Source organism: Stenotrophomonas sp. 1278, assembly GCF_029892765.1.
GTDB lineage: Bacteria > Pseudomonadota > Gammaproteobacteria > Xanthomonadales > Xanthomonadaceae > Stenotrophomonas > Stenotrophomonas indicatrix.
Genome location: NZ_JARXWD010000004.1, coordinates 180,087 through 193,794, shown reverse-complemented (window position 1 = coordinate 193,794; position 13,708 = coordinate 180,087). Strand labels below are relative to the sequence as shown.

At 65.8% G+C, this 13,708-nt stretch carries 18 protein-coding genes; 7 read left to right on the top strand and 11 right to left on the bottom strand.

Translation table 11 applies throughout. The features are described 5' to 3' along the window. Positions 1-15: 15 nt before the first annotated feature. From M2299_RS06260 to M2299_RS06250, 3 genes are all read right to left on the bottom strand, one after another. Positions 16-1,323 (bottom strand): heme biosynthesis HemY N-terminal domain-containing protein, encoded by a 1,308-nt coding sequence (locus M2299_RS06260; RefSeq protein WP_280884064.1) that lies wholly within the window; start codon positions 1,321-1,323, stop codon positions 16-18. Between the two features lie 6 nt (positions 1,324-1,329). Beyond that, positions 1,330-2,310, bottom strand: coding sequence for a uroporphyrinogen-III C-methyltransferase (locus tag M2299_RS06255; RefSeq protein WP_099844605.1), 981 nt, complete (start codon positions 2,308-2,310; stop codon positions 1,330-1,332). Positions 2,311-2,414: 104 nt separating this feature from the next. Continuing rightward, positions 2,415-3,203 carry a uroporphyrinogen-III synthase gene (locus M2299_RS06250; protein ID WP_280884063.1) on the bottom strand — a complete coding sequence of 263 codons (789 nt, stop codon included), beginning with the start codon at positions 3,201-3,203 and terminating at the stop codon, positions 2,415-2,417. A gap of 33 nt (positions 3,204-3,236) precedes the next feature. On the opposite strand from M2299_RS06250, the gene M2299_RS06245 reads away from it, so the two are divergent. The 5 genes from M2299_RS06245 to M2299_RS06225 all read left to right on the top strand — a co-directional run bounded on the left by M2299_RS06245 (position 3,237) and on the right by M2299_RS06225 (position 6,327). Next, positions 3,237-3,704, top strand: coding sequence for a YiiD C-terminal domain-containing protein (locus M2299_RS06245; protein WP_032951885.1), 468 nt, complete (start codon positions 3,237-3,239; stop codon positions 3,702-3,704). A gap of 32 nt (positions 3,705-3,736) precedes the next feature. Further along, on the top strand, positions 3,737-4,168 hold the full coding sequence (locus M2299_RS06240; protein ID WP_080150286.1) for a hypothetical protein: 432 nt from the start codon (positions 3,737-3,739) through the stop codon (positions 4,166-4,168). 57 nt (positions 4,169-4,225) lie between these two features. Next, positions 4,226-4,663, top strand: a complete 438-nt coding sequence (locus M2299_RS06235) for a rhodanese-like domain-containing protein (RefSeq protein WP_025875933.1) — start codon at positions 4,226-4,228, stop codon at positions 4,661-4,663. 99 nt (positions 4,664-4,762) lie between these two features. Beyond that, positions 4,763-5,281 (top strand): protein-export chaperone SecB, encoded by a 519-nt coding sequence (gene secB / locus M2299_RS06230; RefSeq protein WP_025875931.1) that lies wholly within the window; start codon positions 4,763-4,765, stop codon positions 5,279-5,281. A 20-nt stretch (positions 5,282-5,301) separates the two neighbouring features. Then, entirely contained in the window at positions 5,302-6,327 is a 1,026-nt protein-coding gene (locus tag M2299_RS06225) for an NAD(P)H-dependent glycerol-3-phosphate dehydrogenase (RefSeq protein ID WP_032978039.1), read from the top strand. A 95-nt stretch (positions 6,328-6,422) separates the two neighbouring features. Here the strand turns inward: M2299_RS06225 and M2299_RS06220 are convergent, their stop codons facing one another. Continuing rightward, positions 6,423-6,878: a nuclear transport factor 2 family protein gene (locus tag M2299_RS06220; RefSeq protein ID WP_280884062.1), complete on the bottom strand. Its 456-nt coding sequence runs from the start codon at positions 6,876-6,878 to the stop codon at positions 6,423-6,425. Positions 6,879-7,007: 129 nt separating this feature from the next. Between M2299_RS06220 and M2299_RS06215 the strand changes: the two genes are divergently transcribed. Beyond that, on the top strand, positions 7,008-7,685 hold the full coding sequence (locus M2299_RS06215; protein ID WP_025875924.1) for an Ivy family c-type lysozyme inhibitor: 678 nt from the start codon (positions 7,008-7,010) through the stop codon (positions 7,683-7,685). A 30-nt stretch (positions 7,686-7,715) separates the two neighbouring features. Here the strand turns inward: M2299_RS06215 and M2299_RS06210 are convergent, their stop codons facing one another. Beyond that, positions 7,716-8,084, bottom strand: a complete 369-nt coding sequence (locus tag M2299_RS06210) for a hypothetical protein (RefSeq protein ID WP_025875922.1) — start codon at positions 8,082-8,084, stop codon at positions 7,716-7,718. Positions 8,085-8,552: 468 nt separating this feature from the next. Next, on the bottom strand, positions 8,553-8,912 hold the full coding sequence (locus M2299_RS06205) for a helix-turn-helix domain-containing protein (protein WP_051562394.1): 360 nt from the start codon (positions 8,910-8,912) through the stop codon (positions 8,553-8,555). A gap of 217 nt (positions 8,913-9,129) precedes the next feature. Between M2299_RS06205 and M2299_RS06200 the strand changes: the two genes are divergently transcribed. Next, complete coding sequence (locus M2299_RS06200) at positions 9,130-9,573, top strand: Rid family hydrolase (RefSeq protein WP_025875920.1); 444 nt, start codon at positions 9,130-9,132, stop codon at positions 9,571-9,573. 93 nt (positions 9,574-9,666) lie between these two features. On the opposite strand, the gene M2299_RS06195 is transcribed toward M2299_RS06200, so the two are convergent. From M2299_RS06195 to M2299_RS06175, 5 genes are all read right to left on the bottom strand, one after another. Next, positions 9,667-10,143, bottom strand: a complete 477-nt coding sequence (locus tag M2299_RS06195; RefSeq protein ID WP_154879023.1) for a nuclear transport factor 2 family protein — start codon at positions 10,141-10,143, stop codon at positions 9,667-9,669. A gap of 63 nt (positions 10,144-10,206) precedes the next feature. Continuing rightward, complete coding sequence (locus M2299_RS06190) at positions 10,207-10,776, bottom strand: helix-turn-helix domain-containing protein (RefSeq protein ID WP_280884061.1); 570 nt, start codon at positions 10,774-10,776, stop codon at positions 10,207-10,209. Between the two features lie 540 nt (positions 10,777-11,316). Further along, positions 11,317-11,922 (bottom strand): DUF4253 domain-containing protein, encoded by a 606-nt coding sequence (locus M2299_RS06185; protein WP_280884060.1) that lies wholly within the window; start codon positions 11,920-11,922, stop codon positions 11,317-11,319. Between the two features lie 58 nt (positions 11,923-11,980). Next, the gene (locus tag M2299_RS06180) at positions 11,981-12,601 is read right to left on the bottom strand and encodes a hypothetical protein (RefSeq protein WP_223487143.1); all 621 of its coding nucleotides are present in this window, start codon (positions 12,599-12,601) and stop codon (positions 11,981-11,983) included. A gap of 263 nt (positions 12,602-12,864) precedes the next feature. Then, on the bottom strand, positions 12,865-13,635 hold the full coding sequence (locus M2299_RS06175; RefSeq protein ID WP_280884059.1) for an SDR family oxidoreductase: 771 nt from the start codon (positions 13,633-13,635) through the stop codon (positions 12,865-12,867). Between the last annotated feature and the right edge of the window lie 73 nt (positions 13,636-13,708).

The window sequence follows — 13,708 nt, the reverse complement described above, 5'->3', positions numbered from 1 at the left end:
GTCTACCGAAGCGGGTTAGGGCACCCGCGGGTTGCCAAACGCGTCGCGCTCTTCATTGGCGTCGTACACCGGCGGCAGCGGTGCAATCGACTGCTCCTCGACGGTCGCATGCCGCGGCGGGTCAACTACCGTTGCCGGTGCACGCACCAGCGCCACGCTGTCTTCGCCACGCTGCAGGCGCAGCGCGTTGGCCAGGCACTGCGCAGCCAGCACGTGTTCGCCACGTTGCGCGAAGGCTTCGCCCAGCGCTTCCCATGCAGGGGCGCCGGCACCCGCGGCGATGGCTTCATGCAGGAACGCATCGGCCGCGTCCCACTGTTGCTGCGCCAGCGCGATGCGGCCCTGGGCCAGGCGCAGGGCGGCCGAGTCGTCGTGCACGTTGCGCCAGCGCTGCAGGTTGGCCTGGCGCGTGGCCAGACGTTCGGCCGGCAGACGGCCATACACGGCCACCAGTTCGTCATCCCAGCGGTGGTCCAGCGCCTGCTCAAGCGCCAGCAGTGCCGGTTCGTCCCAGTCCAGTGCAACCGCACGGGTGGCGTAGGCAGCAACCACGTCCGGTGTCGGTCGCAGCGCCTTCGGCGTGGCTTCCCACTGCGCAGCCAGGGCGTTGACGTCGCCCGCTTCCAGCAGTGCCTGCGCGGCCAGGCGTGCTTCCAGCTCGCTGCTGGCCTCGGCCGGCAGCACCTTGGTCTGGCGCAGTGCGCCCAGCTGGCCGTAAGCCTCGTGCGCGCGGCCGGCACGTGCCAGCGCTTCGGTACGCAGCCACAGACCACGCGGCGGCAGCGGCTGGATCGCCGCCACATCCAATGCGTTGATCGCATCCACCGGCAGATCGTTGGCCAACAGCTGCTCGGCACGCAGCAGTGCCTGCAAGGTCGCATCGCTTTCGCCCAGGCGCTGCAGCAGCGCCTCGGCAGCGGGTGCATCGGCCCGCACCTGCGCGCTGCGCACGGCATTGGCCAGGGCAACCCCGCTCACTTCCGGATCCTTGGCGGCGCCATCCAGCAGCTTCTCGGCGCGCTGCCACTGACCATGCTCATAGGCCAGCAGACCATCGATCAGGCGCACCCGGCCCTGCTTGCGGCGGTAGCGGCCCCAGGCACGGAACGGTGCGGCGATCAGGCTCCACAGCAGCCACAGCACCAGCACGCCGATCACCGACAGCAGCGCTACCTTCGGCAGGTTGCTGTGGTAGTCGTAGCCGCCATAGCGCAGGGTCACTTCGCCGTAGCGGTTCAGGTCATCGGTGCCGAGCCATTGCGCGGCAACTACGCCAATGGCCACTGCCAGCAACAGCACGACCAGTGATTGCAGGGGTTTCATACGGGCTTACCTCCGGTCGGTCTGGGTACGCAGTTGTTGCAGGGTGCTGCCAAGCACGGTGTCATCGGCCTGCAATGGCAGCGAGCGCAGGGCATGGAGTTCAGCACGTTGCGCGCGCAGGTCCGGTGAATCCGGCCAGCGCCGCTGCGCCCAGTGATCGATTCTGTTCAGCGCGGCATCGCGGCCTTTGCCGTCGCCGCGCTCGATCGCTGCGCGGGCCAGGGTCAGTTCCAGCTGCAGCGCCGTATCGATGGTGGTGCGCTCGGCCGACGTCAGCGGGCCGTTCAGGCGGCTCGGGGTGATATCCACGAAGGGCGCCAGCGCGGCCTGCCACCACGGTTTTGCGGTGTTGTTGGCCGGCGTCTGCGCGATCTGCGAAGGCAGGCCCTGCAGGGCCTTGCCCAGCGCGTCCAGGCGTTGCAGTGACAGCACGCGCGGGCCAGCGCCCAACGCATCCAGCGCGTTGCGTTCCTGCACCAGTGCCTGGCGCAGGTTCAGGCCGTCGCTGTCGGGCAGATCGGCCAACGCAGTGGCGGCCAGGGCATACAGCCGGCGTGAGCCTTCCACGTCATCGGCGAAGGCCAGCCGCTGTGCGGCCTGGGTCAACAGCAGTTCGGCCTCATCGCGCTGCACGGCCTGGCGGCCCTGGTTGGCGCTGTCGGCCAGCTTGGCCAGGTTTTCTTCCAGCAGGGCACTGCGTTGCGACAGGCCCAGCACTTCGTCGCGCAGCACCCGGTTGGTGGTGGCCGCATCCTGCAAGCGCTGGCTGGCAGCGCGCTGGTCGCGGCGCAGGGCCTCGACCGTAGCCTCCAGCCCCTTCAGCTGCACGGCGGTGGTCTGCGCCTGCGCCAGCTGGTCGCTCTGCTGCTTCTGCCAATAGTGGTAGCCGGCATAGCCGCCCGCGCCCAGCACCGCCAGCACGGCAAGCGGCAGCAGCCAGCGCATGGGGCGATGGGGCGATGGAGCGGGCGGCAGAGTGTCGTTCATCGGGCTTCCTTGTCGGCGGCAATGCCGGAACAGATCCGGCAGGCAGCGTTGTGCACAGCATCACTGTTGCCGACGACACCGGCAAGCCGCTGCCGGGTGCCTGTTCAGGTCGCTGCCGGGCCGGTGAGCGCAGTGTGTGCAGCGGCCATCAACTGAACGCTGGTAGGGCCCTCGCTGCGCACCACCCGGGTCAGCCCCAGGGCCTGCGCCTGCGCGCCCAGCCGGTCGCTGGCCACAAGCGCGATCGCGTTTGCCCGCAGCCGCTGCTGCCAGTGCGCAGGCAGCTGCTGCCAGAAACGCTGCAATGCCTCACCACTGCTGATGGCCAGCAGCCAAGGCGTTGGAGAACGGGCCAAACGCGCCAGAATGCGCCGCGACAAGCGCAGCGGCAGCCGTCGGTAGACATCAGCGCGGGTGATCTGCGCGCCCGCGGCCTGCAACTCAGCGGCAATCAGGCCCCGGCCTCCCGGTGCGGTCACCAGCCCGATCTGCATGCCCCGCACATCGCCCAGCACCGGCATCGCCAGCAGGCCCTCGCTGTCCATCCGCTGGGGCGCATGGACGTCAGCGACGCCATGGGCCAGCAGGGCACGCGCGGTGCCTTCGCCCACCGTCAGCCACGGGCTGCGCTGCGCCGCCGCCAGCGGTAGAAGGCTGGCCGCTGCGGCCACGGCTGCCGGGCTGGTGAACACCACCCGATCGCTGGTCAGCGCCCGTTGCAGTTGCTGGCGCGCGGCGCGGCCCTGCAGACGCTGCAGCCGCCAGGGCGAAAGCGCGACGGTACGGCCTCCCAGCCCTGCTGCGGCGTGGCGCAGCGCCGCCTGCTGGCCCTGCGGGCGCAGCGAGATCAGGGTCCAGCCAGTGGGTATCGTATGGTTGGCCATTACCGTCATTATGCGGGCCCTTCGTTGTCGTGGTTGCTGCTGATGGCTGTTGATGCCCTGACCTCTTCGCTGGCTGCCCTGCAGGACGTGCTGGACTGCATGCCGGCGGTCCGCGCGATGCAGATCCGCCTGGATGGCTATGCCGACGGCGTGCTGCGCATCACCGCGCCGCTGGTGGCCAACGTCAATGACAAGGGCAATGCGTTCGGTGGCAGCCTGGCCTCGGTGCTGACCCTGTCCGGCTGGGCGCTGGTCAGCCTGCGCCTGCGTCTGGCCGGCCACGACGCCGAGGTCTACGTGGCCGACAGCAACCTGCGCTACCTGGCACCGGTCTATGAAGACCTGCATGCCCATGCCGAAGCGGCCGGAAGCGGCGCCTGGGAGACCTTCCTGGCCACCTTCCGCCAGCGCGGCAAGGCCCGCATCAGCATTGTCGCCACCCAGCCCGGTGCCGACGGCAAGGCCGCGGCCGAATTCAGCGGTCGCTTCGTTGCCTTCGCCAAAGGGTAGGATGGCAGGCTGACGCCCTGCGGAACCCACCGATGCGCCGCCTCATCCAGATCCTCCTGTGTTCCCTGCTGCTGCTCAGCGCCGCCGCTGGCGCTGCCGCCGACGACCTCAGCCGCAAGCAGCGCAAGCTGCTGGAAGAGACCCAGATCGCCTACGGTGCCACCATCCGCTGGGGCAGCATGGACGACGCCATCGCCTATCTGGACCCGCAGCTGCGCAAGACCAAGCCGCCGACCGAGTTCGAGCTCAACCGCTATGCGCAGCTGCGCGTGTCGTCCTACCGCGAGCGCAGCAGCGCATCGCTGGACGGCGGCCAGGTCGAGCGCCGGGTCGAAATCGGGGTGATCAACCAGAACACCCAGGCCGAGCGCACCGTGGTTGTGACCGAGCGCTGGCGCTGGGATCCGGAAGCCAAGCGCTGGTGGCAGAGTGCGGGCCTGCCGGACCTCTGGCAGGGGCAGTGACGGGTCGCGTCCGGCTTGTGCGACAATCGGCGCCCGCTTAATCGACCCGTGACCTGAGTGAATTACGAAGAGTTGCTGGCCTTCGCAGGCCGAAACCCGATGCTGTCCGCGGCCCTGGTCGGCCTGACCGTGGCCCTCATCGTCACCGAAATCCGCCGCCTGTTCCGGGGCTTCAAGGGCATCAAGCCCGCCGAACTGACCCAGCTGATCAACGCGGGCGGCACGGTGGTGGTTGATCTGTCGCCCAGCGCTGATTTCGAAAAGGGCCACATCGCCGGCAGCCGCAGTGCCCAGGCCAGCGCGTTCGGCCCCGAGCACAAGCTGGTGGCCAACGCCAAGCAGGCCCCGGTGGTGCTGGTGTGCCGCAGCGGCAACGCGTCCGAGACCGCCGCCAAGGCGCTGAAGAAGGCCGGCTTCGAGAAGGTCTTCGTGCTCGACGGCGGCATCCCCGCGTGGCAGCAGGCAGAACTGCCGCTGGTCAAGGGCCGCAACTGATCGCAGGCGGTGGCGGATGTGGCCTTGTTTGCGCCCTCCGCCGCCCCCATCGCAGTAATTCGACCATCGTTTTCATTGCATTCACTGGAGTTACTGGAAATGTCCGAAGAGACCACCAACGGCGCTGTCGCGCCGGTCGATGCCGCCACCGGCCCCGCGTTCACCGTCGAGAAGATCTACGTCAAGGACGTTTCCTTCGAGTCGCCGAATGCCCCGTCGATCTTCAACGACCAGGTGCAGCCGGAACTGCAGCTCAACCTGAACCAGCAGGTCCAGCGTCTGGGCGAGAATGCCTTTGAAGTCGTGCTGGCCGTGACCCTGACCTGCCAGGCCGGCGAGCGCACCGCGTACGTGGCCGAAGTGAAGCAGGCTGGCGTGTTCGGCCTGGTCGGCCTGGACCCGCAGTCGATCGACGTGCTGCTCGGCACCCAGTGCCCGAACATCCTGTTCCCGTACGTGCGCCAGCTGGTCAGCGACCTGATCCAGGCCGGCGGCTTCCCGCCGTTCTTCCTGCAGCCGATCAACTTCGAAGGCCTGTACGCAGAAACCCTGCGCCAGCGCCAGGAGCAGGGCGACGCACCGTCGCTGGCTGACTCCGAGCCGGCCGGCAACGCCTGATCCCGGCCGCGACGTCACGGATGAGCACTACCGCTGACAAGGTTGCCGTACTCGGCGCCGGTTCCTGGGGAACCGCGCTGGCGACGCTGCTCGCCCGCCACGGTCGCCAGACCGTGCTGTGGGGGCGCGATGCTGCCGTGGTCGAGGCCATCGACCAGCGCCACGAGAATCCGCGTTACCTGCCGGGCATTCCGTTGCCGGAATCGCTGCGCGCCACCACCGACCTCGCGTCGGCGGTGGAAGGTGCCGCCTGGATCCTGGTGGTGACCCCGTCGCATGCATTCGGTGAAACCGTGCGCGCGCTGGCACCGCTGCGTCCGGCCGGTGCCGGTGTGGCCTGGGCCACCAAGGGCTTCGAGCCCGGCTCTGGCCGCTTCCTGCATGAAGTAGCGCGCGAAGTGCTGGGCGAGGACGTGCCGCTGGCCGTTGTCACCGGGCCGTCGTTCGCCAAGGAAGTCACCCTGGGCCTGCCGACCGCGATCACCGTGCACGGCGACGTGCCCGAGTTCGCGCAGACGGTGGCCGAGGCGATGCACGGTCCGGCGTTCCGCGCCTACACCGGCGACGACATGGTCGGTGCCGAGCTGGGCGGTGCGATGAAGAACGTGCTGGCCGTGGCCACCGGCGTCGCCGATGGCATGCAGCTGGGCCTGAACGCCCGTGCCGGCCTGATCACCCGTGGCCTCAACGAAATGCTGCGCCTGGCGGCAGCGATCGGCGCCAAGCCGGAAACGCTGATGGGCCTGGCGGGGCTGGGCGACCTGGTGCTGACCTGCACCGGTGACCTGTCGCGCAACCGCCGCCTGGGCCTGGCCCTGGGCCGCGGGCAGACGCTGCAGGACGCCATCCGCGAAATCGGCCAGGTGGTCGAGTCGGTGCAGACCGCCGACGAAGTGATGCGACAGGCGCGCCGTCATGGTATCGACCTGCCCATCTCCGACCGCGTGCGCGCCGTGCTGCATGGCGAGCAGACCCCGGAAGAAGGATTGCGTGCGCTGTTGGCACGCGAACAGAAGCCGGAGTATCCGGATACGCTGTTCAAGTGAATCGAAAACCCCGGCCCAGTGCCGGGTTTTTTTTTGTGCGTGCGCGAAACCCACCCACGCATGGCGTGGATCTACTGCGGAACCCGCAGCGCCCATCACCGCGACCGCGGAGGCGTGTTGGTGTTGTCCATGTCCGAAAAAATCATCCACGGCCCACCCGCCACCCGCTTCAACGTCAGCGTGAACTTCCCGGTATCACCCACGTTGCTGCCGTAGGTGTAGGCGCCAATGATGTAACCGGTGGATTCCTCTGCGGCATAGGCCAGCGCACGCAGCCGCAACGGGCTGCTTCCCTGGCCGGCATACGCCGCCTCGATCGCCGCGCGCCCGCGCACGGGCGGCTGGTTGCTCTGCAGGATGAAACCATCCTCGGCGAACAATCCCGCCAACGCCTTCGCATCACCGGTGCGCCACGCCTGTTCGTAATCGCGCAGCACGCGATCCAGCGCGGCGGGCAGGGGGACATCGGCAAGACGCGCGGCGGGCGAGGGTGCGGCGGGCTCCTGCGCAACAACAGGCCCGGCCAGCAACAGGCCACTGAGAAGAATCACGGCAAGTCTTGAACGGCACATACGTCTGCATCCTGGCGGTGATGGAAGGCGTGATTGCCAGAGTATCCACCTTGGCTGGCGGGTAGAATCACGCGGTCGCCGGCTGGGCGAATGGACACAGGACAGGGAATGACGTCTCGAATGATGGGAATGGCAGGGCTGGTCGCGTTGCTGGCCGCGTGCACGCAGGCACCGGCACCGGAAGCAGGCACCGCAGCTGCACCCGCCGCTACTGCTGCGCCGACGGAAGCCCCAGCCGCCACGGCCACGGTGGTCGAGAACGCGCCTTCCGTCGAAGACGGCGTGGACCCGTCGGTGTGGGACAACGAAGGCGAGCCGGAAGGTGAGACCCCCGGCGCCGAACTCACCTGCGCGGACAATCCGCTGGCGACTTATTTCTTCACCCTGGTCGGCGGCAACACCGTGGACGACTGCGGCCGCAAGGACCCGAAGGTGCTGGCCGCGTTCGACGCCCTGATGAAGAACACTGCGGCGGCCGAATCGCCCGACAAGAACGTCCCCTCCCTGCGCGAACGCCTGCTGAGCGGTCCCAGCGGTCCTGGCGAACTGATGGTGCTGCAGGGCGAGCCGTGGTGGCTCTACACCGCCTGTCAGGCGCACCAGTGCTCGACCACCGCGCTGGCGATGCTGTATTCGCCGACGCACTCGAAGATGGTCGGCCGCCTTACCACTCGCTGCAACGTGTGGTGGCTGGGCGAGCCGAACGCGGAGCAGCGCGCGCTGATCGAGCGCGAGCGGCCGGTGGACGAGGCGATGTTGAAGGAAGAAGGCGATTCCTGCGAATGACCGGCGGTAACGCCGGAAGATTCTCCGGCGTTACGCCTCTGGCCGCATCCGCGCGCTGACCTGCGCGGTCAGCGCCAGGCACGCCATCATCAAACCCTCCATCACCCGATCGCCCACGTATTCGTCGTCCGGTCCGTTCTGGCGGACGCGCTCGGCCGCCAGCAGCATTTCCAGCGCTATGCGCAGGCCCGCCAGTGCGCAGTCCGCATCGGCCAGCGCCATGCGGCGGCCGGGCATCTGATGACGCTCCGGCCACGGCTGGCCGTCGGCGGCTGCGCCTTTTCCAATCCGCGTCAGCGTGGCGATGAAAGCTCTGGGATCGATCGCAGATGCTTGTTCTGATGACGCATCGCCAGCTGCGCGATAGGGATGGGGACGGGGGAATTCCGGTGTAGTCATGGCTGGGGCTCCGTGCAGGGCAGACGATAGCCGCCACACAAAGGTGGCGGGCGGAGACGTGGCTCGAAAACCGGGACAATGAACCGGCAGGCACAAGGCCTCCACGCTCCGCCCGCCGCAGCCGGCAGACGGATTGCCGACCGACGCCACGCGAGGTGGCGTCGGCCGGCAAGCGCAATCACTTCATTGTCGATACGGGTTTTCGAGGCCCGGCCGCCCCAGATGAGGCGGCTCGTCATCTGTACCTGTGCCGACGCGCAGTGCCAATCAGAAGAGTTGCATTCAATGCTTGATGCAAGACGCTTTCGGCATTCTTGCATGCTGTTAAGCCGCCCCAGACGCCGATGGCGCAAGGGCCCTAAGCGATAGAGGAATATGCGACATGGGTCGTGATTGCCAGCGTAGTGTGCTGACACGTCAGCGAGGCAATAGCGACAGAACTCCGCGATGCGGCGATACAACGTGGTGCTAGTCGAGCTCTATGAGAAAGCGCGTGGCCATGGCAGATGGCACCACAGACGCCCCGACCCGCTTCAGTTCAACCAGCCCATAGCCTTCCATCATCCGAAGGGTACGAGAAAGGCTTGGAACCTTGCGCCCGCAGTGCTCGGACAGTTCGGTGAGCGACCTGGGTTGAAGTTCGCGCAGCAGTCGCAACAGCCGGCGGTTCTCATCGCTCAGTACTGCGGCCAGGGAAGACAGGGTGGAGAAGGCTATCGCCCCCTCCGTAACCTGTGGTGGTGCCGATCTGTCCTTTCGTTCTCCACCGATGACACAACGTCGGAAGGTACTTTGGACTGGCGAACGGCACGTATCGGAATCTGTCATCGGTGCGGGATTGCATTGGGACCGATAGATCATGTCTGGCCGAGCACGCGTTGGATTGAACAAACGGCGCATGGATGGCGCAACCGAAGTCTGTGTCAGCTTCCGGCCAGCCGCAGAAGCACGAGGCTCACGATCACGCTTGCCTCACCCGTTCGGGGCAGGCGGGGACCCGAGCCTGCCGGCAGACTGGCGACCTTATCCTTGGAAGGACAACGCAATGAGTACCTCCAACCGCAAGACGGCCAGCTTCGGCGTGCCGTGGGAATCGGCCTATGGGTATGTACAGGCCGTGCGCGTGAACAATTCGATCTTCGTGTCGGGCCAGCTCTCGCACACGCCGGAGGGACAGCTGGTGGCGCCGGCCGCTCTGGGCGCTGATGGAAAGCCTGCCAACTTCGACACCATGGAAGCGCAGATGAAGCGCACCTACGAGAACGCGCAGGTGTTGTTGGCCGAGCTGGGTGGATCGTTGGCGGATGTGGTTGAGGAAACCCTGTTTGTCATTGATGTGCCTGCGGCGTTCGCCGCCAGCAGCAAGGTCAGGCCTGCCGTCTATGGCCAGCCTGTTCCCCAGGTGGCCAGCAACCTCATCGGGGTTTCCGCGCTCGCTTTCCCCGAACAGTTGATCGAGATCGCGTTCCGCGCTGAAGTGCAGCCGTAGCCGGACCCTGAAGCGAAGGAGCACCCCGCGCCGACGTGGAAAGCCCGCGGGCGCATTCACGCCCGCAGGCCTTCCTCACGCTGGCTCCGCAGCTTACATGCCCAGGTCGGACAGCCCCGGATGATCATCCGGGCGGCGTCCCAGTGGCCAGTGGAACTTGCGTTCGCTGTCCTTGATGGGCATATCGTTGATGCACGAGAAGCGGCGCTCCATCAGACCATCCGCGCCGAATTCCCAGTTCTCGTTTCCATAGGAGCGGAACCAGTTTCCAGAGTCGTCGCGCCATTCATAGGCGTAGCGCACGGCGATGCGGTTGCCGGTGAATGCCCACAACTCCTTGATCAGGCGGTACTCAAGCTCTTTCTTCCACTTTCGGGCAAGGAACTGCCGGGCTTCCTCGCGGCCGTTGGTGAACTCGGCGCGGTTTCGCCACTGGGTGTCGAGCGAATAGGCAAGCGCCACTTTGTCGGCATCGCGGGAATTCCAGCCATCTTCTGCCAAGCGAACCTTCTGGATCGCCGCTTCGAGAGTGAACGGGGGAAGGGGGGGGCGGGGGGCTTCTGCGGACACGGTGGGGCCTCCAATGGAAATGGATGAACGGGGTACTGCGGCGGGATTTCGGTTACTGCGGCGCTAGTGCGTGGCTTGCTTCAACAACACCTGCGCAACTTCCCTTGCGGTGTCTGCGGCGTCGTAGTCACCCATCACGCGCGATACGGTGATGGCGCCTTCCATCAGAAGCAGCAGCTGCTGCGCCAGAACGGCCGGCTGCGCGATGTTCAGTTGCCCGGTGAGCTCCAGCGTGTAATCGAGCAGTTTCTGCTTGTGATGCTTGGCGATCCTGCGGATCGGGTCGTGCGAATCGCCGACCTCACCTGCCGTGTTGATGAAGGCACAGCCGCGATAGCCCTCGGACTTGAACCAACCTTTGAGCACCGTGAACATGCCCAGGATGCGCGCTTCCGGGCTGCCGGCCTTGTCGCATTCCTGCCTGAACCAGTTGAGCCAGCGCACGTCCCGCGCGTTCAATGCGGCTGCGGCAACCTGGTCCTTGTTTTCAAAGTGTCGGTAAATGCTCTTGCGCGCAACGCCAGAGGTCTTCACCAGCAGATCCATGCCGGTCGCATGTATCCCGTTCTGGTAAATCAGCGCCTCCGCCGTGTCCAGGATCTTCAGTCGGGTGTCGGTCGTTGTCTTATCCATGGCGCCATGGTAGAACGATCGTTCTACCTTGTCAACCAGCGATTACACATCAGCTCGGCGGCACAGTCGCCGAAGGCGACCTGCCAGGTAATCCGGACATTTCCACAACCTGTAGCGCCCGGCCGGGTTGACGAATATCTGCTCGGATTGCATGCACACGCCAGCGTCCACTTCCGGCCAGAAGCGGACGTTGGCCCGCTAACTGCCGGACCGCGGCTTAGCCGCCCCATCAGGCTCCCGAAGCCCGGCTCGGATTTCCTTCGCGACCCGCTTGGCCGATTCTGGCCAACCAAGCTCCATCGCTCCCACGCAGCCCCAGCAGTCTCCGCCGCAGTCGGCAGAGAGCAGATCGGCAGAGACGCCAAGCTTTCGACCGCAGATGTTGCACCGGGTGCTGACCATCGACACGTTCCTCATCATTAAAACGCGCTGCCAGGGAGGCTCACATCCGCTTCCGGCCAGAAGCAGTCATTCAAGGCAGACACTCAGGCCCAGCCGCGAAGCGGCTTAGATCTGGATGAACTGTCAGGGACAGCGCGACTAGTCCCACCAGAGGAAGATCGCCCCATCCTGTTCTACTGCCGCCTGAAGTGACTCAATGTCACCCACCCCTTGGTCAACGATGTCCGGGCAGAACTCGTACATCCTTTGGGAGAATGCCGGAAGATCCTCTGGAAGGGATTTGAGCTTGAGTTGAATGGTGTCAGTCTCAGCTTGCCAGATATCGATCCCGAACTGAGCGTCCCACCGTTTCAGCTCCTCAATGATCTGATCGGTGGTCTTGCCATGGTTGACGGCATCTGTAGCGGCCAAGCGGACGATGTCAAACTGGTCTTGGCCGGGCGCCATGACCAGTTCGGCGCCCTTGATGCTGGGGTCATCGAGGTTGTGGGTTGTTCCAACAAAGGCGACGTAGCCAGAGGGCACCTGTCCCCGGATCGATTCAAGCAGCGCCTGCGCACGCTCGACAGGCACGATTACGGAATAACCACCCGTTCGCTTTGCCCTGCCAAAGTCGTTTGTCCAATAGTCACGCACCTCTGACTTCGTAACCGCAGCGAGCAGCGCCTGCGGCGTGCCCTGGGGCGGCGTTGTCGTACCGACGCATGCATTCAAACCTGATGCGACAAGAAGGAATGCGAGCATCCTTCCAATGGCTCCGTACTTTCTCATGCTGTGTCCGATCCCTGAATGATGCCAATCGCTAGCGTCTTCCCTCGGCGCGGGCCGCTTGCTCCTCTGCACGCCTGGCCATCTCCAACACCGCATCTACCTGTGGCAGAACGAGATCCCGCACAGCAAACAGTCCAAGTGCCGACTCGCGTGTGCGGTACGTTACGGTGAAGCCAGCGGGCAGGAGGGTGCCCGCCAGATCCACGTCGCAATGCACGATGGACTGCGGTCCGCGCTCGGTCTCCAGTACAACGGAGAGGTTTGTGCAGGGTCGCTGGCGTGAGCGCGCAGAAGGCTCATACCTTGCGCTGTGCATGACGATCCCGCTTCGAGTGTGCTCGACCCCGACAGTGGAGGCCAGGACCATGCCCGCGCCGTAGACGGTGAACACCCATGCGGCCACCAGTGCCAGCGGGATTACCACCCATACTGGGGAGTACGGCGAACGCACCACCCTCCGCCTGCCTTGAAGGGGTGAGTAGACTTCCTCGGGCCTGGGCTGCGCCCAAGCGGCCCAGAAGGTAACTGCCACCGCAATGACGCCGGCGGCGATCAGCAGTCCCTTCCTGGGTTGGAAATCCGAATTCGCAAAACCGATCACGCCCAGCAGCCCGGCGATCACGAGCACCCACTCAACCAGTGATCCACGCATGGGTGTCATTCTCGTCAGCCGCGGCTACGGTGGAAGAATGCTACCGCGATAGGCAGGCTGGCGTCCCCTGCCAGCACGGATCCAGTCGTGCGGGCTTCAATCGTGAGGGCCGGCAGCGTCCCGATCTCTACAGATCGAGCGCGGGCGCCACCTCGAATGACGACTCAGGGTCGGAAGCCAGCGTTGTCACGGGCGCGACGTCCCTGTCTTGGCGGAGCGTCCGCTATCGGCCAGAATCGGACATCGTCCGGTCACCTCATCGCCTACAGAAGCATTCCCCCTGAGGCCTCAATGCGCTGGCCGGTGATCCAACGACCACTTCCCGCCAGCAGCATTGCCACGGCCATGCCGATGTCGTCGGGGCGACCCGTACGTCCCATCGCCGTGTGCTGTGCCACGTAGTGGTTCACGGCGGCATCGTCGCGCACTGCACCGCCGAAGAAGTCGGTCTCGGTGGCGCCAGGGGCTACGGCGTTGACCGCGATGCCCCTCGGTCCCAGCTCGAGCGCGAGATAGCGGGTGGCGGTTTCCAGTGCGCTCTTCATTGCTGCGTACACCAGGCTGCCCGCAGCCACGTGGCGGGTCAGGCTGGTGGAGATGTTGATGATGGCGCCGCCATCGGCCAGCTGCGGCGCCAGCAACTGGGTCAGCAGCAGTGGCGCTTTGAAATGCACGCGGTACAGCAGGTCGATGTCATCGCCGCGGATCTCACCGAACGCCGATGGTGCGTGCAGCCCTGCATTGTTCACCAGCTGTTGGAAGTGCGATGCACCCCAGCGCTGCAATTGTGCCCGCACAGCCGATGCGAAGGTCTCCAGTGATCCAACCGCATCCAGATCCAGCGGCAGCATCGCGGCGCGTACGCCATAGGCTTCGATCTGGCGCAGGGTTTCGGCGGCCTGAACCTGCTGATGCTGGTAGGTAATCATCACGTCGCTACCCTGCCTGGCCAAGTGGAGGGCAATGCTGCGGCCAATGCCGCGGCTGCCGCCGGTAACCAGGGCGATGGTGCGCGGGGTGTGTACGCTGTTCATGGTGGCTTTGTCTCGTGAAACGGAGCGTGACATGCTGCGCCCACGGTGCCGTCCGCACTTGCCCAATTGCACA

Bases quoted from the DNA above. Each gene is read 5' to 3' on its own strand.
- M2299_RS06260 (WP_280884064.1), bottom strand. From the start codon at position 1,323: ATGAAACCCCTGCAATCACTGGTCGTGCTGTTGCTGGCAGTGGCCATT.
- M2299_RS06255 (WP_099844605.1), bottom strand. From the start codon at position 2,310: ATGAACGACACTCTGCCGCCCGCTCCATCGCCCCATCGCCCCATGCGC.
- M2299_RS06250 (WP_280884063.1), bottom strand. From the start codon at position 3,203: ATGACGGTAATGGCCAACCATACGATACCCACTGGCTGGACCCTGATC.
- M2299_RS06245 (WP_032951885.1), top strand. From the start codon at position 3,237: ATGGCTGTTGATGCCCTGACCTCTTCGCTGGCTGCCCTGCAGGACGTG.
- M2299_RS06240 (WP_080150286.1), top strand. From the start codon at position 3,737: ATGCGCCGCCTCATCCAGATCCTCCTGTGTTCCCTGCTGCTGCTCAGC.
- secB (WP_025875931.1), top strand. From the start codon at position 4,763: ATGTCCGAAGAGACCACCAACGGCGCTGTCGCGCCGGTCGATGCCGCC.
- M2299_RS06225 (WP_032978039.1), top strand. From the start codon at position 5,302: ATGAGCACTACCGCTGACAAGGTTGCCGTACTCGGCGCCGGTTCCTGG.
- M2299_RS06215 (WP_025875924.1), top strand. From the start codon at position 7,008: ATGACGTCTCGAATGATGGGAATGGCAGGGCTGGTCGCGTTGCTGGCC.
- M2299_RS06210 (WP_025875922.1), bottom strand. From the start codon at position 8,084: ATGACTACACCGGAATTCCCCCGTCCCCATCCCTATCGCGCAGCTGGC.
- M2299_RS06205 (WP_051562394.1), bottom strand. From the start codon at position 8,912: ATGACAGATTCCGATACGTGCCGTTCGCCAGTCCAAAGTACCTTCCGA.
- M2299_RS06200 (WP_025875920.1), top strand. From the start codon at position 9,130: ATGAGTACCTCCAACCGCAAGACGGCCAGCTTCGGCGTGCCGTGGGAA.
- M2299_RS06190 (WP_280884061.1), bottom strand. From the start codon at position 10,776: ATGGATAAGACAACGACCGACACCCGACTGAAGATCCTGGACACGGCG.
- M2299_RS06185 (WP_280884060.1), bottom strand. From the start codon at position 11,922: ATGCTCGCATTCCTTCTTGTCGCATCAGGTTTGAATGCATGCGTCGGT.
- M2299_RS06180 (WP_223487143.1), bottom strand. From the start codon at position 12,601: ATGCGTGGATCACTGGTTGAGTGGGTGCTCGTGATCGCCGGGCTGCTG.
- M2299_RS06175 (WP_280884059.1), bottom strand. From the start codon at position 13,635: ATGAACAGCGTACACACCCCGCGCACCATCGCCCTGGTTACCGGCGGC.